The organism is Mycobacterium sp. (assembly GCF_039583805.1).
In the GTDB taxonomy this organism is placed as follows: domain Bacteria; phylum Actinomycetota; class Actinomycetes; order Mycobacteriales; family Mycobacteriaceae; genus Mycobacterium.
Genome location: NZ_JAVKSH010000006.1, coordinates 12,801 through 33,879, shown reverse-complemented (window position 1 = coordinate 33,879; position 21,079 = coordinate 12,801). Strand labels below are relative to the sequence as shown.

22 protein-coding genes are annotated in these 21,079 nt (G+C 67.3%); 6 read left to right on the top strand and 16 right to left on the bottom strand.

Annotated features, from left to right (window positions below; genetic code table 11):
- Window positions 1-353: 353 nt before the first annotated feature.
- From ABDW21_RS01490 to ABDW21_RS01460, 7 genes are all read right to left on the bottom strand, one after another.
- Window positions 354-1,499, bottom strand: a complete 1,146-nt coding sequence (locus ABDW21_RS01490) for a sulfotransferase (protein ID WP_343599086.1) — start codon at window positions 1,497-1,499, stop codon at window positions 354-356.
- Window positions 1,499-2,281 carry an SDR family oxidoreductase gene (locus ABDW21_RS01485; protein ID WP_343599088.1) on the bottom strand — a complete coding sequence of 261 codons (783 nt, stop codon included), beginning with the start codon at window positions 2,279-2,281 and terminating at the stop codon, window positions 1,499-1,501. The genes ABDW21_RS01490 and ABDW21_RS01485 overlap by 1 nt, the downstream gene beginning before the upstream one ends.
- Window positions 2,282-2,283: 2 nt before the next feature.
- Complete coding sequence (locus ABDW21_RS01480; RefSeq protein WP_343599090.1) at window positions 2,284-3,411, bottom strand: hypothetical protein; 1,128 nt, start codon at window positions 3,409-3,411, stop codon at window positions 2,284-2,286.
- A 95-nt stretch (window positions 3,412-3,506) separates the two neighbouring features.
- Window positions 3,507-3,818, bottom strand: a complete 312-nt coding sequence (locus ABDW21_RS01475) for a hypothetical protein (RefSeq protein WP_343599091.1) — start codon at window positions 3,816-3,818, stop codon at window positions 3,507-3,509.
- Window positions 3,819-3,884: 66 nt separating this feature from the next.
- A complete protein-coding gene (gene dmpG / locus ABDW21_RS01470; RefSeq protein ID WP_343599093.1) occupies window positions 3,885-4,922 on the bottom strand; it encodes a 4-hydroxy-2-oxovalerate aldolase in 1,038 nt (345 codons plus the stop codon).
- On the bottom strand, window positions 4,919-5,833 hold the full coding sequence (locus ABDW21_RS01465) for an acetaldehyde dehydrogenase (acetylating) (RefSeq protein WP_343599095.1): 915 nt from the start codon (window positions 5,831-5,833) through the stop codon (window positions 4,919-4,921). Before ABDW21_RS01465 ends, dmpG begins: the two co-directional genes overlap by 4 nt.
- Before the next feature lie 10 nt (window positions 5,834-5,843).
- Window positions 5,844-6,629, bottom strand: coding sequence for a 2-keto-4-pentenoate hydratase (locus ABDW21_RS01460; protein WP_343599096.1), 786 nt, complete (start codon window positions 6,627-6,629; stop codon window positions 5,844-5,846).
- A 73-nt stretch (window positions 6,630-6,702) separates the two neighbouring features.
- Between ABDW21_RS01460 and kstD the strand changes: the two genes are divergently transcribed.
- A complete protein-coding gene (gene kstD, locus ABDW21_RS01455) occupies window positions 6,703-8,382 on the top strand; it encodes a 3-oxosteroid 1-dehydrogenase (protein WP_343599097.1) in 1,680 nt (559 codons plus the stop codon).
- Between the two features lies 1 nt (window position 8,383).
- Entirely contained in the window at window positions 8,384-9,247 is an 864-nt protein-coding gene (locus ABDW21_RS01450) for a MaoC/PaaZ C-terminal domain-containing protein (protein ID WP_343599099.1), read from the top strand.
- A 39-nt stretch (window positions 9,248-9,286) separates the two neighbouring features.
- Here ABDW21_RS01450 and ABDW21_RS01445 read toward each other — a convergent pair whose 3' ends face one another.
- The 7 genes from ABDW21_RS01445 to ABDW21_RS01415 form a co-directional block, all read right to left on the bottom strand.
- Window positions 9,287-10,144, bottom strand: coding sequence for a hypothetical protein (locus ABDW21_RS01445; RefSeq protein ID WP_343599100.1), 858 nt, complete (start codon window positions 10,142-10,144; stop codon window positions 9,287-9,289).
- Window positions 10,145-10,270: 126 nt separating this feature from the next.
- Window positions 10,271-11,431 carry a lipid-transfer protein gene (locus ABDW21_RS01440; protein ID WP_343599101.1) on the bottom strand — a complete coding sequence of 387 codons (1,161 nt, stop codon included), beginning with the start codon at window positions 11,429-11,431 and terminating at the stop codon, window positions 10,271-10,273.
- A complete protein-coding gene (locus ABDW21_RS01435) occupies window positions 11,418-11,825 on the bottom strand; it encodes a MaoC family dehydratase (RefSeq protein ID WP_343599102.1) in 408 nt (135 codons plus the stop codon). The genes ABDW21_RS01440 and ABDW21_RS01435 overlap by 14 nt, the downstream gene beginning before the upstream one ends.
- Window positions 11,822-12,769: a bifunctional MaoC family dehydratase N-terminal/OB-fold nucleic acid binding domain-containing protein gene (locus ABDW21_RS01430; protein ID WP_343599104.1), complete on the bottom strand. Its 948-nt coding sequence runs from the start codon at window positions 12,767-12,769 to the stop codon at window positions 11,822-11,824. The genes ABDW21_RS01435 and ABDW21_RS01430 overlap by 4 nt, the downstream gene beginning before the upstream one ends.
- Complete coding sequence (gene fadE29 / locus ABDW21_RS01425; protein ID WP_343599106.1) at window positions 12,766-13,929, bottom strand: acyl-CoA dehydrogenase FadE29; 1,164 nt, start codon at window positions 13,927-13,929, stop codon at window positions 12,766-12,768. The genes ABDW21_RS01430 and fadE29 overlap by 4 nt, the downstream gene beginning before the upstream one ends.
- On the bottom strand, window positions 13,914-14,996 hold the full coding sequence (locus ABDW21_RS01420; RefSeq protein ID WP_343599108.1) for an acyl-CoA dehydrogenase family protein: 1,083 nt from the start codon (window positions 14,994-14,996) through the stop codon (window positions 13,914-13,916). The genes fadE29 and ABDW21_RS01420 overlap by 16 nt, the downstream gene beginning before the upstream one ends.
- Window positions 14,996-16,264, bottom strand: a complete 1,269-nt coding sequence (locus ABDW21_RS01415) for a cytochrome P450 (RefSeq protein ID WP_343599109.1) — start codon at window positions 16,262-16,264, stop codon at window positions 14,996-14,998. Before ABDW21_RS01415 ends, ABDW21_RS01420 begins: the two co-directional genes overlap by 1 nt.
- A 118-nt stretch (window positions 16,265-16,382) precedes the next feature.
- Between ABDW21_RS01415 and ABDW21_RS01410 the strand changes: the two genes are divergently transcribed.
- The 4 genes from ABDW21_RS01410 (at window position 16,383) to ABDW21_RS01395 (ending at window position 19,198) form a co-directional block, all read left to right on the top strand.
- Window positions 16,383-17,570 (top strand): steroid 3-ketoacyl-CoA thiolase, encoded by a 1,188-nt coding sequence (locus ABDW21_RS01410; protein WP_343602501.1) that lies wholly within the window; start codon window positions 16,383-16,385, stop codon window positions 17,568-17,570.
- Window positions 17,571-17,737: 167 nt separating this feature from the next.
- On the top strand, window positions 17,738-18,142 hold the full coding sequence (locus ABDW21_RS01405) for a nitroreductase family deazaflavin-dependent oxidoreductase (protein ID WP_343602520.1): 405 nt from the start codon (window positions 17,738-17,740) through the stop codon (window positions 18,140-18,142).
- A gap of 58 nt (window positions 18,143-18,200) precedes the next feature.
- Window positions 18,201-18,746, top strand: coding sequence for a histidine phosphatase family protein (locus tag ABDW21_RS01400; RefSeq protein WP_343709976.1), 546 nt, complete (start codon window positions 18,201-18,203; stop codon window positions 18,744-18,746).
- Window positions 18,695-19,198, top strand: a complete 504-nt coding sequence (locus ABDW21_RS01395) for a hypothetical protein (protein WP_343709975.1) — start codon at window positions 18,695-18,697, stop codon at window positions 19,196-19,198. Before ABDW21_RS01400 ends, ABDW21_RS01395 begins: the two co-directional genes overlap by 52 nt.
- A 152-nt stretch (window positions 19,199-19,350) precedes the next feature.
- Here ABDW21_RS01395 and ABDW21_RS01390 read toward each other — a convergent pair whose 3' ends face one another.
- Both ABDW21_RS01390 and ABDW21_RS01385 read right to left on the bottom strand, forming a co-directional pair.
- Window positions 19,351-20,250: an SDR family oxidoreductase gene (locus ABDW21_RS01390; protein WP_343709974.1), complete on the bottom strand. Its 900-nt coding sequence runs from the start codon at window positions 20,248-20,250 to the stop codon at window positions 19,351-19,353.
- 13 nt (window positions 20,251-20,263) lie between these two features.
- Window positions 20,264-21,040 carry an SDR family oxidoreductase gene (locus tag ABDW21_RS01385; protein WP_343602507.1) on the bottom strand — a complete coding sequence of 259 codons (777 nt, stop codon included), beginning with the start codon at window positions 21,038-21,040 and terminating at the stop codon, window positions 20,264-20,266.
- Window positions 21,041-21,079 lie beyond the last annotated feature (39 nt).

Genomic DNA, 21,079 nt, shown 5'->3' with positions numbered 1-21,079 from the left:
TCGGTGTTACGACCCGATTATTTACGTACACGGATCTGCGATCACGCTGCGAGGAAAATGTGAGGTTGCTGCAAGCGTATGACGACAGCATCGCTGCCCGGCCCGGCAGCATGAACCCGACCCGCGGAAACGTCGGTTGATCCGCACCGATTGCACGGTCGACGTCCAGGGCGAGTATTTCGAATCAGTCTGAGTAGAAACTCGTGCAGTCCGCGCCTATCGGACGCCACGAGAAATCAGCACGAGTAAACACTGCTGACGCATGTAAGAACCACGCCGGACAAATTCGACCCGGTGATTGCGCTGCATCGGCAGGCATCGGGTCGCGGCGGCGGCTGCGCGGCGATGAGCAATCAGAGCCCGGCGAAGCGCTCTTTGATCACCTCGACGGTGAGCCCGTAGTCGGACAGCGCATAGGTGTGGCGCGGAGCCCGCGGACCGGTCTGGCTCTCGGCATGGCTGCGCTTGATCGCCCGGCTGGCCGCATCGGTGAGGGTCAGCCCGAAATGCCGATAGATATCTGCCACCATGCCCAGCGGATCGGCGACCAAATCGGAGTAGTCGACGTCGTAGAACTGAGCGGGATCGTAGGTGGCGCGTGCGGAGTTGAACCGCTGCAGCCCGCGCGACCAGGTGTCCATCGCATCGTCGCCGAGCTGCGCGCCGGCGAATGTCGTCGACCAGCCCTGCGCGGTGTGCTGGGCCAGTGAGCACATCGAGGCCATGATGGTCTCGACCGGTCGATGGGTCTGCACGACCAGCGCGTCGGGGTAGGTCGCCATCAACGCGTCCAACGCGAACAGGTGGCTGGGGTTCTTCAGCACCCACCGCTTGTCGGCGTCGCCCAGACCGATCAGCTGAAGGTTCCTGCGGTGCCGCCGATAGGCCGGAGTCCAGTCCTGTCGCGACAGCCATTGCGCGTAACTCGGCAGATGGGCCAGCGTTTCGTAGGACACCGAGTGCAGCGACTGCCGCAGCAGCTGCCAGCACTCCTCGAGCTCGTCGGCGGCCATGAAGTGCAGCCCGGTGTAACCGGGATTCTCGTTGTGGTGCATGGTGTACTGCGCGTCGATCTGCTGATACACCGGGTTGGACGCCCAGGTGTGGCGTGGCGGCCGCGGCTGCGGATATTCGGCCAGCCACATCTGCAAGCCCTGGTGAGCCGGGTCGGCCCCGAGCAGCCGGTGCAGCGCGGTGGTGCCGGTGCGCACCAGGCCCGTCACGAAGATCGGCTGGCGGATGACGACGTCGGCGTGCTCGGGATACTGCTTCCACGACGCTTCCGACACCAGTCTGGCCGCCAGCGCACCGCGCAGAAAGAACCGACACATCTTGCTGCCCAACGGCGTCAGGTTGGCCTCACTCCGGTAGGAGTCCAGCAGTACGCGCAGGGCTTCGCGGTAGTTGTCGTCGTCGGCGCCGAAGTCGTCCAGGCCGACCAGCTTGGTTGCCGAGGCGTGCAGCTCGTCGACGGTTCCGACGTCGGTGCGCTCGGCCATCAGGTGTGATACTCACCGCAGTTGACGTCGAGCGTCGCACCCGTGATACCGCTGGAGTGATCGCCGGCCAGGAACAAGATGGCCGACGCCACCTCGTCCTCGGTGGGCAGCCGCTTCAGGTCGGATTTGGCGGCGGTGGCGGTGTAGATCTGCTCCACGGTGGTCCCGTATTTGCCGGCCTGGTGGGCGAAGTATCCCTTCAGGGTGTCACCCCAGATATATCCGGGCGCAACCGAATTCACGCGGATGCCCTGGTCGCCGAGTTCGGTGGCCAGCGACTGCGACATCGCCAGCAGGGCGGACTTGGCCATCTTGTACGCCCCGTGCTTGGCGTCGGAGTGCCGGATCACCATCGAGTTGACGTTGACGATCGAGCCCTTGGACTCGGCCAGCGCCAGGGTGAAGCCCTGGATGAGCCGCAACGCGCCCAGCACGGTGAGTTCGATGGAGTCCCGGATATGCGCAAACGTGGTGGCGGCCAACGGTTTCATCGACGGTACCCGGAACGCGTTGTTGATCAGCACGTCGACCTTGCCGTAGGCCGCGAGCGCGGAGTCCACCAGGTTCTGCACCTGGTCGTCGTCGGTGATGTCGGTGGCCACCGCTATCGCACGTCGCCCGGTGTCGGCGACCTGCTTGGCGACGTCGTCGAGGCGTTCCGCGGTGCGGGCAGCCAGCACCAGGTCGGCGCCGTCCTGTGCGCAGCGCCGCGCCAACGTGGTGCCCAGCGCGGGCCCCACACCGCTGATCACCACGACCTTGCCGTCGAGCATTCCGGTCATTTCTACCCCAGCATTCTGTTGGCAATGTGATTCTGGCGCTGGGCAATTCGTGCGCGCCAGGCTTCTTCGGAAATCTTGTTGTGCTCGTGGTAGGGCAGCACCGCCGGGACAGAGTCGACGTCGACGAGTTCGACGCCGGGGCCGTCGGCGTCGGTGAGCGGACACGACACCCGTTGCCAGCGGAACTGCAGGAACCCGCGGCGATGCCCGAGCGTCTCGACCCAGTTGGTCACTCCGGGGTTCTGGTCGGCGACGACGATGCGGACCTTGCCGTCGGGATCCGCTTGCGCCTGGCCGGCATTCAGCGACGTCTGGTGGTTGATGTAATCCAGCGAGATGTACCACAGGCTGCCCAGCTGGAACCCGAGGTAGGGCGCGTCGCTGACCGGGATGGTGATGACGAGCGCCTGATCCGGCCGCAGGTCGAAGTGACCGGCCGACGAGTACTGGGTCGCCAGGCCGCCCGGGGTCAGCCGCGGCGCCACCATGGTGTTGACCGGGATGTTCAGGTAGAACCACTGCGGGAAGGCAAGCCATGTCTTCACCCGGTTGACGAGTTGCTTTGCTGCTGTGGCATAACGCTTTTCGATGATCGCACGGCTCAGCGGCGGCGGCGCGGTGCCCGCGGTGTCGCACCGCGCGATGGCCACCGTGCCGCGCCGCTGCGCCCAGTCGCCGTAGACCTCGCGGATCAACAGTTGAGCGGGTCCGGTCGGGCGGAATTGCCACTGGAAGCTGCCGTCGGCGGCGATGTCGAGTTCCCGGTCGTCGAAAGCGGCCTCGCTGACGGGCACACCCGAGTCGGTGTACTCACCCCCGAGCAGCTGGAAACTCACATCCGTGGTGGTGCCCCGTGTCCCGGTCACCAGGTAGTCGTGCCCGGCGTGCACCCGGCAGCCGAAGTAGAGGGTGTCCGGGTTGTCCAGGCCCATCTTGGTGAACGGCCCGGTGCCCGACAGCAGGAATGGGTGGTCACGGTCGTAATCGAACGCAACATGCGTGCAGGCGGCGACACAGCCGGCCAGGTACTGCAGCCCCTCGAGCAGGTCTGCTTCGGTCTCGATGTGCGGCGCGGCGGCGACGAGCGTCTCGGCTTCGGCGATCGCCTCGGCAAGGGGCTGGGAAAACACGCCTCGACGCTAGAACGTGTTCTAGTTTCCGTCAATGGGCGGACATTTTGCGTGTCGCCGAGGGCGGTCAGCGACGACGCGCGCTCACATGCCGGCTACGGTACGCACTGCTGCGACAGATCGATCAGATGCTGTCGCAGATCTGGGTGCCGGTTCAGGTAGTCGATAACGTTGCCGTTACCGTTCTCCGCCTGCGCGTCGTGCTGAAGCTGCCGATGGAGGTCAGGATGCCGCAACAGGTAGTCGTTGATGGAATTACCGACGGTCTGATCACACGGTGGATCCGCGTTGGCTGTGCCCGCCAAGGGCAGCGCGATCACCGTCGCGGCGGTCGCAGCGAGCAACCCGCCGGCGAGCAGGCCGTACAACCCGCGGCGACGAGGGTCGACTGTCTTAGATGTGCTCATGCGGGCCAGGCTACGTCCGCTATCTTTGCGTGGGCTATGCATGCCGTTGCCCGGGAAACGCCGGGTCTAGTGCGTGACGGCGTGACCGCCGGCCTGCTCGCGCTGGATCTCCAGCGCGATGTCGATGAGCTGGTCTTCCTGGCCGCCGATGAGCTTGCGCTGGCCGGCGCGGTGCAGCAGCTGGTGGGCCGGCACCCCGTAGCGTTCGGCCTGCCGGACGGCGTGCTTGAGGAAGCTGGAGTACACCCCGGAGTACCCCATGATCAGGGCGTTGCGGTCGAGCAGGCATTCGGCCGGCATCGCCGGGCGCACCACGTCCTCGGCGGCGTCGGCGATGTCGAAGAAGTCGATGCCGGTCTTGACGCCGATCTTGTCGAATACCCCGATCAGTGCCTCCACCGGCGCGTTGCCGGCCCCGGCCCCGAACCGCCGGCAGGAACCGTCGATCTGCTTGGCGCCGGCACGGACCGCTTCCACCGAGTTGGCCACCCCGAGCCCGAGGTTCTCGTGCCCGTGAAAGCCCACCTGCGCGTCGTCGCCGAGCTCGGCCACCAGTGCGGCCACCCGGTCGCGCACACCCTCCAGGACCAGTGCGCCGGCGGAGTCGACGACGTACACGCACTGGCAGCCGGCGTCGGCCATGATGCGGGCCTGCGCGGCCAGCTTCTCCGGCGGGATGGTGTGGGCCATCATCAAGAACCCGACGGTTTCCAGGCCCAGTTCGCGGGCCAGCCCGAAGTGCTGGATCGACACGTCGGCCTCGGTGCAGTGGGTGGCGACGCGGCAGATCGACCCGCCGTTGTCCTGCGCTTGTTTGATGTCGTCTTTGGTGCCGACACCGGGCAGCATCAAAAACGCGATCTTGGCCTCTTTGGCTGTCTGAGCGGCCAATTTGATCAATTCTTGTTCGGGCGTCTTGGAGAAGCCGTAGTTGAAGCTCGACCCGCCTAGGCCGTCGCCGTGGGTCACCTCGATCACCGGGACGCCGGCGGCGTCCAGTGCTGCCACGATCGCCCCGACTTCGTCTTTGCTGAATTGGTGCCGTTTGTGGTGCGACCCGTCGCGCAGCGAGGTGTCGGTGATCCGCACGTCCCACATAGTCATCGCGCGCCTCCAGCAACACTGAGTGTTTCTTTGGCGATCTCCTCGCCCACTTTGGTGGCCGCCGCGGTCATGATGTCGAGGTTGCCCGCATACGGCGGCAGGTAGTCGCCGGCCCCCGACACTTCGATAAAGGATGTGACCACGGCCTGCCCGCCGGAGTTGAGCGACGGCTCGTCGAACTGCGGCTCGTTGAGCAGCCGGTAGCCGGGCACATAAGTCTGCACCTCGGCGACGACGTCGTGGATGGATGTCGCGATCGCGTCGCGGTCGGCGTCTTCGGGGATGGCGCAGAAGATGGTGTCGCGCATGATCATCGGCGGGTCGGCCGGATTGAGGATGATGATCGCCTTGCCGCGTCGCGCGCCGCCGATGGTCTCCACGCCGCGGGCGGTGGTCTTGGTGAACTCGTCGATGTTGGCCCGGGTGCCCGGCCCGGCTGAAACACTCGCCACGCTGGCCACGATCTCGGCGTAGGGCACCTCCACCACCCGCGAGACGGCGTACACGATCGGGATCGTCGCCTGCCCGCCGCAGGTGATCATGTTGACGTTCGGCGCGTCGAGATGCTCACGCAGGTTCGCCGGTGGGATCACCGCTGGGCCGACCGCCGCGGGTGTCAGGTCGATGGCCCGGATCCCGGCTTCGGCGTAGCGCGGGGCGGCCGCCGTGTGCACGTAGGCGCTGGTCGCCTCGAACAGCAGGTCCGGCTTCTCGGGTTGCTCCAGCAGCCAGTCGACTCCCTGGTGGGTGGTCTCCAGACCGAAGCCGCGCGCCCGCTTGAGGCCTTCGCTGTCCGGGTCGATCCCGACCATCCAGTGCGGCTCCAGCCAGTCCGAACGCAGCAGTTTGTACAGCAGGTCGGTGCTGATGTTGCCCGATCCGACGATGGCGACTGAGGCTTTTGTAGGCACTGGCGCTCCTCTATTCGAACGACAACCGGACCGAGCCCAGACCGGCGAAGTCGGCGACGAAGGTGTCACCGGGCCGAGCGTCGATCGCTCGGGTGCATGAGCCGGGCAGCACGATGTCGCCCTTTCGCAGCCGCACCCCGAAGCTTTCTACCTTGCGGGCCAGCCACGCCACCGCCGTCGCCGGGTTGCCCAGCACCGCGTCGCTGCGGCCCTCGGCCACCACCTCTCCGTTGCGGGTCAGCACCGCCTCGATCGCGGTGATGTCGATGTCGGCGGGCGCCACCCGCTGTTCGCCGAGGACGAAGCCGGCCGAAGAGGCGTTGTCGGCGATGGTGTCACACAGCGCGATCTTCCAGTCGGTGATCCGGCTGTCGATCAACTCGATCGCCGGCGCGTACGCGGCCGTCGCACCCAGCACGTCGCCCTCGGTGCACCCCGCGCCAGGCAGGTCGTCGGCCAGGATGAAACCCACCTCCACCTCCACCCGCGGGTACAGGTAGCGCGCCACCTCGACCGGAGAGTCCTCGAACACCTGCATGTCGTCGAGCAGATGGCCGTAGTCCGGCTCGTCGACCCCCATCATGTGCTGCATAGCTCGTGAGGACAGGCCCACCTTGTGCCCGACCACCCGGGCACCCTCGGCGACCCGCTGGCGGATATTGACCAACTGGATCTGGTAGGCGTCGACGACGTCGATCTGCGGGTGCGCGGCCGTCAGCGGGGCGACCGGCTCGCGGCTCCGTTCGGCCTGCGCCAGGTCGGCGGCCAGCGCGTCACGGATGGCAACCGGGATCATTCGACCGAAGTCCCCTCGTCGGTGTGACCGGGCCGGTAGCGCCCAGCCGGAGCAATTCTATAACGTGTTCTACATGACAGCCCGGGAGTACGACGTCGTCGTGGTCGGCAGCGGCGGCGCCGGCATGGTGGCTGCGCTGACTGCCGCGCACCGGGGCCTGTCGACGATCGTCGTCGAGAAGGCCGCGCACTACGGCGGGTCGACAGCACGCTCGGGCGGCGGTGTCTGGATTCCCAACAACGTGGTGCTGCGGCGCGACGGCGTCTCCGACACCCCTGAGGCGGCCCGCACCTATCTGCACGGCATCGTCGGCGACGTCGTCGAGCCGGAGCGGATCGACACCTACCTGCAGCGCGGTCCCGCGATGCTCTCGTTCGTGCTCGCACACACGCCGCTGAAAATGTGCTGGGTGCCGGGATATTCCGACTATTACCCGGAAGCCCCCGGCGGACGTCCGGGCGGCCGGTCGATCGAGCCGAAGCCCTTCGACGCCGGCACGCTCGGGCCGGACCTGGCCGGGCTGGAGCCACCATACGGTAAGGTCCCCCTGAATGTTGTTGTGATGCAACAGGATTACGTGCGCCTCAACCAGCTGAAGCGCCATCCCCGCGGTATGCTGCGCAGCGTGAAGGTCGGTGTCCGGACCATGTGGGCGAAGGCAACCGGTCAGAACCTGGTCGGCATGGGCCGTGCGCTGATCGGTCCGCTGCGGATCGGTCTGCGACAGGCCGGCGTCCCCGTCCTGTTGAACACCGCATTGACCGATCTGCACGTCGAAAACGGCTCGGTGCGTGGCGTGTACGTCGCCGACAGCGCTACCGATGCCGGCGAGCCGACGCTCATCCGGGCACGGCGCGGGGTGATCCTGGCGTGCGGTGGCTTCGAGCACAACGAGCAGATGCGCATCAAATACCAGCGCGCTCCGATCACCACCGAGTGGACGGTGGGCGCGGCGGCCAATACCGGCGACGGCATCGTGGCCGCTGAAAAGCTCGGTGCAACCGTGGATCTGATGGAAGACGCGTGGTGGGGCCCGACCGTGCCGTTGGTGGGCGCGCCGTGGTTCGCGCTGTCGGAGCGCAACTCGCCGGGGTCGATCATCGTCAACATGTCAGGCAAGCGGTTCATGAACGAGTCGATGCCCTACGTCGAGGCGTGTCATCGCATGTACGGTGGGAAATACGGCCAGGGGCCCGGCCCGGGCGAGAACATCCCGGCGTGGCTGGTGTTCGACCAGCGGTATCGGGACCGCTACATCTTCGCGGGATTGCAACCGGGGCAACGCATTCCGAGCAAATGGGTGGACTCCGGCGTGATCGTCGCAGCGGACACCCTCGAGCAGCTGGCCGGCAAGGCCGGGCTGCCCATCGATGATTTCCTGGCAACCGTGCAGCGTTTCAACGGATTTGCCCGCTCGGGCGTCGACGAGGACCATCACCGCGGCGAGAGCGCCTACGACCGCTACTACGGCGACCCGACCAACAAGCCGAACCCGAACCTGGGCGAGATCAGCCACCCGCCGTATTACGCGGCCAAGATGGTGCCGGGCGATCTGGGCACCAAGGGCGGTATCCGCACCGACGTGCACGCCCGGGCACTGCGCGACGACGGCAGCGTCATCGACGGGTTGTACGCGGCCGGGAACGTCAGCGCTCCGGTGATGGGTCACACCTATCCCGGCCCGGGCGGCACCATCGGCCCGGCGATGACGTTCGGCTACGTGGCGGCCCTGCACATCGCCGAGACCCGCTGATATGCCGATCGACCTGGACGCCGCACTCGGCGCCGAGCTCGAGCCGGTCGAATTCCGTTGGAGCAGCACCGATGTGCAGCTCTACCAGCTGGCCCTGGGCGCCGGGGCAGATCCGATGGACCCGCAGGAGCTGCGCTACCTTGCCGACGGTGCTCCGCAGGTGCTGCCGACATTCGGCTGTGTGGCGGCCACCTTCCACGCCACCGAACCGCCGGCCGTCAGGTTTCCCGGCGTCCACGTCGAGCTGGCCAAGGTGCTGCACGCCTCCGAGCAGGTCAGTGTGCCGGCACCGCTGCCGCCGTCCGGCAGCGCCCGCGCGGTGACGCGGCTGACGGACATCTGGGACAAGGGCAAGGCCGCAGTGATCTGGTCTGAGACCGTCGTGACCACGCCCGACGGGGCCCTGCTGTGGACTCAGCGTCGGTCGATCTACGCCCGCGGCGAGGGCGGCTTCGGCGGCGAGCGCGGGCCGTCAGGGGGCGGGTCGTCGGTGGAGGATCGGGCACCCGACGTCGAACTCGACATCCCGATACTGCCGCAGCAGGCGCTGCTCTACCGGCTCTGCGGGGACCGCAACCCGCTGCACTCCGATCCCGAGTTCGCCGCTGCCGCAGGCTTTACACGGCCCATCCTGCATGGTTTGTGCACCTTCGGCATGACCTGCAAGGCGCTCGTCGATGCGTGCCTCGACAGCGACGTCAGCCGGGTCGCGTCCTACGGCGCCCGCTTCGCCGGGATGGCGTTCCCCGGCGAGACGTTGCGCGCCGGCGTCTGGCGCGACGACGGCCGGCTGCTGGCCAGCGTCGTCGCGCCGTCGCGCGAAAACGCTGTGGTGCTGTCCGGGGTAGAGCTACGGCGAGCGTGAAGTTAGGTTCACGGCGGACGACTGTCAGTGAACCCACGTTCACTGTCGTGTCGGTAGTGGTGTACGTCGAGCCCGCGCGGCCCGGACGCGGCGGATGATCTCAGGCTCTCGGTCGCCTGCGAGCACTCTGATCACGATCCAGCCGAGGCGTTGCAGCATCTCATGGCGTTTGGCGTCGTGGCGGTATTGGCGTAGATCACTTTGATGGTGTTCGCCATCGTATTCAGCGGCGACCTTGAGATCCTCCCACCCCATGTCGAGGTAGGCCACCCTACCGGTGAGCTCGTCATAGACCCGAATCTGCGTCTTCGGTCTGGGCAGCCGGGCCCGAATCAAAATGAGCCGCAGCCAGCTTTCTTTCGGAGATTCTGCTCCCGCATCGACCAAGTCCATCGATACCCGCGCACGGCGTAGGCCACGACGGCCCTTATACCGCTGCATCAGCAATTCCACGTCGGCGAATTTTAGGTCGGTTGCGCGGGTCAGTGCGTCCATCGCCGGCACAGCCGCCAGGGTCGGGTACCAGCAGGCCAGGTCAAGCGCGGTACGCGCCGGGATCGTCACCGGCACCCCCGCAATGGTCTGAATCTCGTCAGGCTCGAGGGTATTGGTGTGCACTACCAGACCACCGAGGCGATGCCGGTTGTCGTGGATGAGCTCAGCGGGCCGCATCGCCTCGACCCATTTGCTGCCGTGCAGCGCCGCGGCGGAGAAGCCGGCAACGACACCGCGACGACGCGACCAAAGCCACCCGGCCGTGGCGCGGTCGACGGCGGTGACGTCGCTGTGGCGCGAGATGTAGACATCGCGAAACAACCGAGTGTGGGAGGTGGCCAACTGGCCCTTGGTCAGCGCGCCTGCGGCGAGTGCTTCGCTGCCAATAAACGGCTCCCCCATCGGCGCAGCCTCGCACGAGCCGGCGATTACGTCACTTCACCGCTGGTCCGCCGCACGAGCGTGAAGCTGGCTTCACCGCGGCGCGACGGGAGTGCACCTAACTTCACGCTGGGTGCGCGACGACACTCAGCCCAGGATCAAACCCGACGTTGGCACCCCGGTACCAGCGGTCACCAGCACGTGCTCGACGTCGGGCACGGGATTCACCGACGTGCCGCGCAGCTGCCGCACTCCTTCGGCGATACCGTTCATACCGTGGATGTAGGCCTCGCCCAGCTGGCCGCCGTGGGTGTTCAGCGGCAACCGCCCGCCGATCTCGATCGCCCCGTCGGCGATGAAGTCCTTGGCTTCGCCCCAGCCGCAGAAACCCAACTCCTCCAACTGAATCAGCGTGAACGGGGTGAAGTGGTCGTAGAGGATCGCGGTCTGGATGTCAGCCGGCTTCAGTCCTGACTGCGCCCAGAGCTGCCTGCCGACGAGACCCATCTCCGGCAGGCCGCCAAGCTCCGGCCGGTAATAGCTGACCATCGAATACTGGTCGGGGCCGGCCCCCTGCGCGGCCGCCTCGACGACGGCCGGCCGGTGCTTGAGGTTCTTGGCCCGCGCAGACGAGGTCACCACGATCGCCACCGCGCCGTCGGTCTCCTGACAGCAGTCCAGCAGCCGCAACGGCTCGGCGATCCACCGCGAATTCTGGTGGTCCTCAATAGTGATCGGCTTTTCATAGAAGTACGCCTTCGGGTTGTTGGCGGCGTGCTTGCGGTCGGCCACCGACACCGCGCCGAAGTCGCGGCTGGTCGCGCCGGACAGGTGCATGTAGCGCTTGGCGATCATCGCCACCTGCGCGGCGGGCGTGCTCAAACCGTGGGGGTAGGAGAACGAGTTGTCGACGCCCGTGGAATCGGCATTCTCCACCAGCCGGGTCTGCACCTGCCCGAACCGCATACCCGAGCGTTCGTTGAAAGCCCGATACGCCACAACGCATTCCGCGACACCGGTGGCCACCGCGATGGCGGCCTGCTGGATGGTGGCGCACGCCGCACCGCCGCCGTGATGAATCTTGGAGAAGAAGGTCAGCTCCCCGATCCCGGTGGCTCGTGCGATGGCGACCTCGGTGTTGGAGTCCATCGTGAAGGTGACCATGCCGTCGACGTCGGCGGGGGTGAGCCCGGCGTCCGCCAGCGCATCCAGCACCGCTTCGGCGGCCAGTCGCAGCTCGCTGCGGCCGGAGTCCTTGGAGAAGTCGGTGGCGCCGATCCCGACGATCGCGGCCTTACCGGACAGCATCGTCAGCGCCGATCGTCAACGTCACGGTGGCGATGACGTGATCACCGAGACTGTCGCGGCCCAGCACGTCAACGGTCACCAGGCCGTCTGTCACGGCGGTCACCTCGCCGGAATACGTCACTGTGTCATAGGCATACCACGGCACGCCCAGTCGCAGCGCGATCGACTTCACGACCGCCTGCGGGCCGGCCCAGTCGGTGATGTAGCGCTGCACCAGGCCGGTGTCGGTGAGGATATTGGCGAAGATGTCCTTGGAGCCTTTGGCCTGCGCCTTGTCCCGGTCGTGGTGGACATCCTGAAAATCCCTGGTGGCCAATGCGGTCGACACGATGAACGTCGGATCGGCGTACAGCTTGAATTCCGGCAACGTGGTGCCCACCGTCGGAGCGTTCACGCGTCGGGCTCCCAGGCGTGCAGGGTCCAGGCCGGGCCGGAATCACTCTCCGGAAAGTCGAGATACATTGCGCGGACAGGCATTCCGATCTGCACCCGCGCCGGGTCGGCGTTGCGCAGCTCGCCCAGCATCCGCACACCTTCGTCCAATTCGACCAGGGCGATAACGAACGGCACCGTGCGGCCCGGAACTTTGGGCGCGTGGTGCACCACGAAGCTGAACACCGTGCCCTTGCCGCTGGCCACCGCGTAGTCGATCGGCTCGGCGGGGCCCTGCCAGATCGCCGGCACCGGCGGATGCTGCAGACTGCCGTCCGGGCGCCGCTGGATGCGCAGCTCGTGCCTGGCCACCCCGTCCCAGAAGAACCGGGTGTCCCGCGACGACGACGGCCGCATCAGCGACACCGGATCCAGGTCGTCGGGAACCGGAGGTTTGTCGGCGTGCCGTGGCCGGAACTTGAGCATGCGCCAGTTCATTTCGGCGACGTCCTCGTCGCCGACCTGCCAGCTGATGTGCTGGTTGATGAAGTAACCCTCGCCGAGTGCGGTCTGTTTGGGCCCGATGACGTCGGTGAGTTCGGCAGCGACGCTAACCTCTTCCCCCGGACGCAGATACCGGTGGTAGGTCTGCTCGCAGTTCGTGGCGACCACGCCGACATACCCTGCCGCGTCGAACAGCCCGAGGATTCGGCCCAGCGGGTCGTCGTCGGCGCGGGCGCGGCCCAGCCCCGACATCGTCCACACCTGGATCATCGCCGGCGGGGCCACAATTCCGGGATGCCCGGCGGCCTTCGCCGCCTCCTCGTCGACGTAGATCGGGTTACGATCACCGATCGCCTCGACCCAGTTGTTGATCATCGGCTGGTTCACCGGGTCGCGGCCCACCCGCGGCTTGCTCTTTCCCGCCGCCTTGACCTGCTCGACGGCGGCCTGGATGTCGGTCATCGGGGGACCCTTGGTACGCCCAGACCCGACGCGGCGATCATTTCCCGCATCACCTCGTTGACGCCGCCGCCGAAGGTGATGACGAGGTTGCGTTTGGTCTGGGAGTCCAGCCAACTCAACAGCTCGGCGGTGTCCGGCTCGGCGGGGTTGCCGTACTTGCCGACGATCTCCTCGGCGAGCCGCCCGACGTGCTGAACCCGCTCGGTGCCAAAAACTTTCGTCGACGCGGCATCGGCCACGTTGATGTCGTCGCCCGCGGCCGCCACCTGCCAGTTGAGCAGCTCGTTGATCCGCCAGATCGCCCGGATCTCGCCGAGCGCGCGTTTCACGTCGTCGTGGTCGATCGGGGTGACTCCGTCGCCACCCGGCCTCGACGCCCACGCATGCACCCGATCGTAGATGCCGGCGAAACGGCCGGCGGGGCCGAGCATCACCCGCTCGTTGTTGAGCTGGGTGGTGATCAGCCGCCATCCACAGTTCTCCGCGCCGACGAGCATGTCGGCCGGCACCCGAACGTCGTTGTAGTAGGTGGCGTTGGTGTGGTGGGCTCCGTCGGACAAAATGATCGGCGTCCACGAATAACCCGGGTCTTTGGTGTCGACGATGAGGATCGAAATCCCCTTGTGCTTGGGGGCATCCGGGTCGGTGCGGCACGCCAGCCAGACATAGTCGGCGTCGTGTCCGCCGGTGGTCCACATCTTTTGGCCATTGACGACGTACTCGTCGCCCTGCCGTACCGCCGTGGTGCGCAACGACGCCAGGTCAGTGCCCGCTTCGGGTTCGCTGTAGCCGATCGCGAAGTGCACCTCGCCGGCCAGGATCGCTGGCAGGAACTTCTGCTTCTGCATCTCGCTGCCGTACATTTGCAGGGTGGGGCCCACCGTCTGCAACGTCACCGCGGGCAGCGGCACGTCGGCCCGATGGGCTTCGTTGACGAAGATCTGCTGCTCGATCGGGCCGAAGCCCAAGCCGCCGAACTCTTTCGGCCACCCGACACCGAGCTTGCCGTCGCGGCCCATCCGGCGGATCACCGACCGGTAGGCCTCGCCGTGGCGGTCGGCCTCCATCTCCTTCGCCTCGTCGGGCGTAATCAGGTTCGAAAAGTACTGCCGCAGTTCGGTTTGCAGCTGCCACTGCTCGGGTGTCAAGTCGATGAACATTGCGCTCCCAGTTGGTTTTCTGGGCGGCGACCCGCCACGCCCGGCTCCGCCGCGCTCGCGATCGCCGCCAGGTCGAGGCGATGTGACGGCCCACCCAGCAGCCGGATCAGATCCTTGATCGTCGAGTAGTAGCGGTGCATCGGATAGGTGACATCCATGCCCATCCCGCCGTGCAGGTGGTGGCAGATCTGCATTGCGGGCGGCGCCTGCGAGGTGATCCAGTAGCCGAGCACACCGAGGTCGCCGTCGGCCACATGATCGCCGGCGTATCCCTGGGCCAGTCGCCAGATCACCGATCGTGACGCCAAATCGATTGTCCGCGAGGCAATGTAGACCTCGGCCAGCTGAGCCGCCACCGTCTGGAAGGTGGAAAGCGGTTTGCCGAACTGGTGTCTGTTCGCCACGTAGTCGGCGGTCAACCGCAGCGCACCGGCCACCAGGCCGGCCGCGTAGGCGCCGACGAACGCCAGCGCCAGCTGGTTCACCCGGTGCGCGCTCGCCCCCTCCAGCACACCGTCAACCGCCGCCTCGGTGAACGTCACCACGTACTCGTCAGACCCGTTGGAGGCCGGCGTCTTGGTCAGCGCCACGCCGTCGGCGCCGGGCGACACCACGACGACCCCGCCGTCGGCCGTCACGATCATCCAGTCGGCGTGTTCGGCGTAGGCCACGCCGACTTTGGTGCCCGACAGCCGGTTTCCCGCGATCCGGGTCGTCGGCCGATCCGGCAGCGCGGCGCCGGGTTCGTTCAGCGCAGCGGTGAGCAGCGAACCCTTGGCCAGGCCGGCGAGGTAGCGGTCCTGCTGCACCTCGGACGCCAGCTCCAGCAGCGGCACCGCACCCAACCCGAGCGTGGCCAGCGCCGGGCCGACGCAGCCGTGGCGTCCGATCTCGGTCAGCGCAGTCGCCACCTCAGCGAGGCCGACCCCGTCGCCACCGAGGCGCTCGGGCGCCGGCAGGGCCGTCACGCCCCCGGCAACCAGCGCGTCCCAGGTGGTCTCCCGGCTCAGCACAGACGTGACCACGTCGGCGACAGCCTGCTGAGCCGGGTCCGGCGTGAAATCCATCAGTGCACCACCGGGCCCAAATCGGGATGATGACGTCCCGTGTAGTCGACCTGCCAGTGCTTGATGCCGTTGAGCCACCCCGAGCGCAGCCGCTGCGGTTGCGCCAGCGGCAAGAGGTCCGGCATGTGGTCGGCGACCGCGTCGAAAATCAGGTTGATCGTCAGACGGGCCAGGTGAGTGCCGATGCAGTAGTGGGCGCCGGTGCCACCGAAACCCACATGCGGGTTGGGGTCACGCAGGATGTCGAACGCGAACGGGTCGTCGAAGACGTCCTCGTCGAAGTTGGCGGAGCGGTAGAACATCACCACCCGCTGCCCCGCCCGGATCTGCACCCCGGACAGCTCGTAGTCGCGCAGCGCCGTGCGCTGGAAGCACGTGACCGGGGTGGCCCACCGGACGATCTCCTCGGCGGCGGTCGGCGGGCGCTGCTTCTTGAACAGCTCCCATTGGTCGGGGTGTTCGGAGAACGCGATCATGCCGTGGGTGATGGAGTTCCGGGTGGTTTCGTTGCCGGCGACCGCGAGCATCACGACGAAGAACCCGAACTCGTCGTCGGAGAGTTTTTCCCCGTCGATGTCTGCGTTGACCAGCGTGGTGACGATGTCGTCGCCCGGGTTCTCCGCCTTGGTGGCGGCCAGTTGCATCGCATAGGAGATCAGCTCGACGGACGGGGCCTGCGGATCGATGTGGGCGTATTCGGGATCCTCGCTGCCGGTCATCTCGTTGGACCAGCGGAACAGCTTGTCGCGGTCTTCCTGCGGCACCCCGAGCAGCTCGGCGATCGCCTGCAGCGGCAGTTCGCACGCCACCTGCTCGACGAAGTCGCCGGAGCCCTGCGCCGCCGCGGTTTTGACAATGTTCTGCGCCCGCGCGCTCAGCTCACCGCGCAGCCCCTCGATGGCCCGCGGCGTGAACCCCCGGGAGATGATCCGGCGCAGCCGGGTGTGGTGCGGCGCGTCCATGTTGAGCATCACAAACCGCTGAACCTCGATGCTCTCGCGTGGGGTGTCGTTGCTGAACCTGGGGATCACACAGTTCTCGAGGCTGGAGAAGACGTCGCTGCGCAACGACACCTCTTTGACATCTCTGTGCTTGGTGATCGCCCAGTAACCGCCGTCGTGGAAGCCGCCCCCCTTACCGGGCGCCTGCGCAACCCAATGGACGGGCGCAGTGCGGCGCAGCCGGGCGAATTCGTCCACCGGCAGGCCCTTGACGTTGACGTCGGGGTCGACGAAGTCGAACCCGGGGGGAAGAAGGGACTCGGCCATGCGTGCGCTCCTGTTTGCGACGTGATCTAGTGCCAGTAAAACACGCCTCCGCTGCAGACCAAAAGGGTGGCGACATCGTCGCTTGTCAGAGTAATGAAACGTGTTCTAGCCTGGCCCCATGGGTAACCCGGTCATCGTCGAAGCCACCCGCAGCCCGATCGGCAAACGCAACGGCTGGTTGTCGGGCCTGCACGCCACCGAACTGCTCGGCGCGGTGCAGCGCGCCCTCGTGGACCGCGCCCTCGTGGACAAGGCCGGCTTGGACACCAGCTTCACCGCCGGTGACGTCGAGCAGGCGATCGGCGGCTGCGTCACGCAGTATGCCGAGCAGTCCAACAACATCACCCGGGTGGCGTGGCTGACCGCGGGTCTGCCGGAACACGTCGGCGCCACCACCGTGGACTGCCAGTGCGGCAGCGGTCAGCAGGCCAACCACCTGATCGCCGGGCTGATCGCGGCCGGCGCCATCAACGTCGGCATCGCCTGCGGCATCGAGGCGATGAGCCGGGTCGGCCTGGGCGCCAACGCCGGACCGGACCACAACTGGCGGGCCGAGTCGTGGGACATCGACATGCCCAACCAGTTCGAGGCCGCCGAGCGAATTGCGAAGCGGCGCGGCATCACCCGCGCCGACATCGACGAGTTCGGCCTGGCCTCTCAGCAGCACGCCAAGCGCGCCTGGGACGAGGGTCGCTTCGACCGGGAGATCTCGCCCATCGAAGCACCGGTGCTCGACGAGCAGCGCCAACCCACCACCGAGCGGCACATGGTGTCCCGCGACCAGGGCCTGCGCGACACCACCCTGGAGGGACTCGGCGCGCTGAAACCGGTGCTGGAGAACGGAATCCACACCGCGGGGACGTCGTCGCAGATCTCCGACGGCGCGGCCGCGGTGCTGTGGATGGACGAAGACAAAGCCCGCGCGCTGGGCCTGCGGCCGCGGGCACGGATCGTCAGCCAGGCGCTGGTCGGCGCCGAGCCCTACTACCACCTGGACGGGCCGGTGCAGGCCACCTCGAAGGTGTTGGAGAAGGCCGGCATGAAGATCGGCGACATCGACCTCGTCGAGATCAACGAGGCCTTCGCGTCGGTGGTGCTGTCCTGGGCGCGGGTGCACAACCCGGACATGGCGCGGGTCAACGTCAACGGCGGCGCGATCGCGCTGGGCCACCCGGTGGGCGCCACCGGCAGCCGGCTGATCACCACGGCACTGCACGAGCTGGAGCGCAGCGACCAGGCCACCGCGCTGATCACCATGTGCGCCGGCGGCGCGTTGTCGACGGGCACCATCATCGAGCGGATCTAGTGTCCCAGGTGTCATGACGGTTTCGCAGGCCGACGACACTGGCGGCGCGGCCCGGATCGCACACATCAGGATGCGATTCCGCCCGTTCGTCGAGCGCCTATAGGATCGTCGTCGTGCCCCCGAAATCACCACCGCGGTTTCTGAATTCGCCGTTCACCGATTTCTTCATGAAGTGGATGTCGCGCGTCAACACCATCATGTACCGCCGCCGCGGCGGTGAGGGTCTCGGCGGGACGTTCCTCAAGCGGCCGGTAGCGCTGCTGACCACGACCGGCCGCAAGACGGGTGAGCCGCGGGTGAGCCCGCTGCTTTACCTGCGCGACGGCGAGCGCGTCATCCTGGTCGCATCCCGGGGCGGTTCCGCGAAGAACCCGATGTGGTATCTGAACCTGACGGCCAATCCCACCGTCTCGGTGCAGATTAAGAAAGAGGTGCTGCGCCTGACCGCGCGGGATGCCACCGAGGAAGAGCGCGCCACCTACTGGCCGCAGCTGGTGGCGATGTACCCCGCCTTCGCGGACTACCAGTCCTGGACCGACCGGAAGATTCCGGTCGTCGTCTGCGAGCCGTAACACACACACCAGATCGAGACGTGGCAGTGCTGCCCTCGCCGCTGCGGATGGAGAAGTGATGCCCAACCCGCGTCGGCGTCGATTGCCGAGCAAGCGCGGCTGTGTCGCGTCCGCGCTGCTGTCGACGAGCCTGCTGTTCCTCGCAGCGGCGACGGCCCGGGCCGACGAGCTGATCACGCTGGACCTCGTGCGGCACGGCGAAGCGGGCGACACCGCCGTGGTCAACACGCTGGTACCCGGGCCCCCGCTCACGTCGACGGGCATGGATCAGGCGAATGCCGTCGCCGACGTTCTCAAGGGCGCCGGCATCGACGAGATCTTCGCCTCGGCGATGACCAGGGCGCAGCAGACCGCGGCTCCGTTGGCCACCGACCTGGGGTTACCGGTGCATGTCCTGCCCGGGCTCGACGAGATCAACGCCGGCGTTTTCGAAGGCATACCGGTCAACGTGGGCCCGATCCCGCTGGGGGCGCGGTGTATCTGCTGGCCCCGGCGCTGTGGACGCTGGGGTTGTGGGTCGTGCCGGAGCTGGGCTCGTCGGATTTCGACGGGATGGCGTTCGAGAGCCGCTTCAGCGGCGCCGTCGACACCCTCTACGCCCTGAGCGCCGCAAACAGTAACGGCGCCGTCACCGACGCGGTGTTCTCCCACGAAGGGGCGATCACGATCTGGACGCTGATGAACGTCAACAATCCGGACTTCCCGCTGGTCGCCACCGAGCTGTTCACCACCGGCCAACTGCTGCCCTACACCGGCATTGTCGAAGTCCGTGGCGATCCCGCCGACGGCTGGACACTGGTCAGCTGGAACGGGGCCCCCGTCCCCCAGGATCCGGGGTTGCCGACCGACCTGTTCGTCGACGTGCGTGACCTGATCACGGCGCCGCAAATGGCGGCGTACACCGTCGGGGAGTCATTGCTCACCGGGGATTTGACGACGATCCTGACCGCGGTTGGGGGCGCCGTCGGCGACGTCGGCGCGGCGACAGTCCACTTCCCGATCGCCGTGATCGACGACATCGTCAACGCCGTGACCGGCGCCCTCGCGGCGCTGTGACCCTGCTGCCGCGACCCTGCTGCCGCGACCCTGCTGGCGCCGACCCTGCTGGCGCCGACCCTGCTGGCGCCGACCCTGCTGGCGCCGAACGTGAAGCTGTTGCGAAAAATCACGCGAAATCTCGCAACAGTTTCACGTTCGGCGCAGGCCGACTACGCCCCGTACACCGGGGCCGGCGGACGCGCCTTCGCCAGCAGTTCGGCAACCACTGGCCCGAGCTCGGCGGGATCCCACTGTGCGCCCTTGTCGACCTGGGGGCCGTGCGCCCAGCCCTCGGCCACCCGGATCACACCGCCCTCGACCTCGAACACCCTGCCGGTGACGTCTTGTGAGTCGCCGCTGCCCAGCCACACCACCAGCGGCGAGACGTTCTCCGGCGCCATCGCGTCGAATCCTTCGCCGGGTTTCGCCATCATCTCCGCGAAGACGCTCTCGGTCATCCGGGTGCGGGCGGCCGGCGCGATCGCGTTCACCGTGACGCCGTAGCGGCCCATCTCGGCGGCGGCAACCAGGGTCAGCGCCGCGATGCCCGCCTTGGCGGCGCTGTAGTTGCCCTGCCCGACGCTGCCTTGCAGGCCTGCGCCGGAACTGGTGTTGACGATCCGGGCATCGACGAGTTTGCCCTCTTTGGACAACCCGCGCCAATACGACGCGGCGTGGCGCATCGTGGCGAAGTGGCCCTTGAGGTGCACGGCGATGACGGCGTCGAACTCCTGCTCGCTGGTGTTGGCGATCATCCGGTCACGCACGATGCCGGCGTTGTTCACCAGCACGTCCAGGCGACCGAAGCTGTCGAGGGCTGTCTGGATCAGGTTGCGCGCCCCCGCCCAGTCGGCGACGTCGTCACCGTTGACGACGGCGTCGCCACCGGCGGCCCGGATCTGCTCCACGACCTCATGCGCGGGGCTGTCGCCCGGGGACCCGTCGAGGCCGACCCCGACGTCGTTGACCACGACCCGCGCACCCTCGGCGGCGAACGCCAAGGCGTGCGCGCGCCCGATGCCGCGGCCCGCCCCGGTGACGATGACCGCCCGGCCGTCGACCAAACCCATACCCGTTGCTCCTTTACCTGTTGGCACTCGTGGCAGCCAGATACGGCGGCGGCTCACCCCCGCCGTGTACCTCCAACGTGGCACCGCTGACATACGACGCCGCGTCCGAGGCCAGAAACGCTGCGGCCCAGCCGATTTCAGTCGGTTTGGCCAGCCGGCCCAACGGCACGGTGGCGGCAATCCGGGCCATCGACTCGGCGTCACCGTAGAACAGCGCCGACTGCTCGGTCTCGACGAGTCCGACGGCCAGCGCGTTCACCCGTACCTTCGGCGCCCACTCGACTGCCAGTGTCTGGGTGAGGTTTTCCAGGCCGGCCTTGGCCGCTCCGTAGGCCGCGGTGCCCGGCGACGGACGACGCCCGCTGACGCTGGAGATGTTGACGATCGACCCGCCGTTTTGCTGCTGCATCACCGCGTTGGCACGCTGCGACACAAGCAGGCCGGCTATCAGGTTGAGTTCGACGATCTTGCGCGCGAAGTTGGGCGTTGCCTCGGCGGCGAGCGCATAGGGCGACCCGCCCGCGTTGTTGACCACCACGTCGAGGCGCCCATGCCGCTCGACGATGGCGTCGACCAGCCGGGCGACCGCATCGTCGTCGCGGACGTCGCAGCAGTGGAACTCGTACGCCACACCCTCGGCGGCGCGTCGCGCGCAGGTCACCACCGTCGCGCCCTGGCCGGCGAACACCGAGCTGATCCCCGCGCCCACCCCGCGCACACCGCCGGTCACCAGCACCACCCGCCCGGCCAGGCCTAGGTTGATCGCGGAGGCTCCGTCGGCGTGAGTCACTGTGCTAGCGTACCAAGCAAGTGCTTGCTCAGGTACATC

Coding starts and splice junctions, on each gene's coding strand:
- ABDW21_RS01490 (WP_343599086.1), bottom strand. CDS start 1,499: ATGGCCGAGCGCACCGACGTCGGAACCGTCGACGAGCTGCACGCCTCG.
- ABDW21_RS01485 (WP_343599088.1), bottom strand. CDS start 2,281: ATGACCGGAATGCTCGACGGCAAGGTCGTGGTGATCAGCGGTGTGGGG.
- ABDW21_RS01475 (WP_343599091.1), bottom strand. CDS start 3,818: ATGAGCACATCTAAGACAGTCGACCCTCGTCGCCGCGGGTTGTACGGC.
- dmpG (WP_343599093.1), bottom strand. CDS start 4,922: ATGACTATGTGGGACGTGCGGATCACCGACACCTCGCTGCGCGACGGG.
- ABDW21_RS01460 (WP_343599096.1), bottom strand. CDS start 6,629: ATGATCCCGGTTGCCATCCGTGACGCGCTGGCCGCCGACCTGGCGCAG.
- kstD (WP_343599097.1), top strand. CDS start 6,703: ATGACAGCCCGGGAGTACGACGTCGTCGTGGTCGGCAGCGGCGGCGCC.
- ABDW21_RS01450 (WP_343599099.1), top strand. CDS start 8,384: ATGCCGATCGACCTGGACGCCGCACTCGGCGCCGAGCTCGAGCCGGTC.
- ABDW21_RS01445 (WP_343599100.1), bottom strand. CDS start 10,144: ATGGGGGAGCCGTTTATTGGCAGCGAAGCACTCGCCGCAGGCGCGCTG.
- ABDW21_RS01440 (WP_343599101.1), bottom strand. CDS start 11,431: ATGCTGTCCGGTAAGGCCGCGATCGTCGGGATCGGCGCCACCGACTTC.
- ABDW21_RS01430 (WP_343599104.1), bottom strand. CDS start 12,769: ATGACCGACATCCAGGCCGCCGTCGAGCAGGTCAAGGCGGCGGGAAAG.
- fadE29 (WP_343599106.1), bottom strand. CDS start 13,929: ATGTTCATCGACTTGACACCCGAGCAGTGGCAGCTGCAAACCGAACTG.
- ABDW21_RS01420 (WP_343599108.1), bottom strand. CDS start 14,996: ATGGATTTCACGCCGGACCCGGCTCAGCAGGCTGTCGCCGACGTGGTC.
- ABDW21_RS01415 (WP_343599109.1), bottom strand. CDS start 16,264: ATGGCCGAGTCCCTTCTTCCCCCCGGGTTCGACTTCGTCGACCCCGAC.
- ABDW21_RS01410 (WP_343602501.1), top strand. CDS start 16,383: ATGGGTAACCCGGTCATCGTCGAAGCCACCCGCAGCCCGATCGGCAAA.
- ABDW21_RS01405 (WP_343602520.1), top strand. CDS start 17,738: ATGAAGTGGATGTCGCGCGTCAACACCATCATGTACCGCCGCCGCGGC.
- ABDW21_RS01400 (WP_343709976.1), top strand. CDS start 18,201: ATGCCCAACCCGCGTCGGCGTCGATTGCCGAGCAAGCGCGGCTGTGTC.
- ABDW21_RS01395 (WP_343709975.1), top strand. CDS start 18,695: ATGGCGTTCGAGAGCCGCTTCAGCGGCGCCGTCGACACCCTCTACGCC.
- ABDW21_RS01390 (WP_343709974.1), bottom strand. CDS start 20,250: ATGGGTTTGGTCGACGGCCGGGCGGTCATCGTCACCGGGGCGGGCCGC.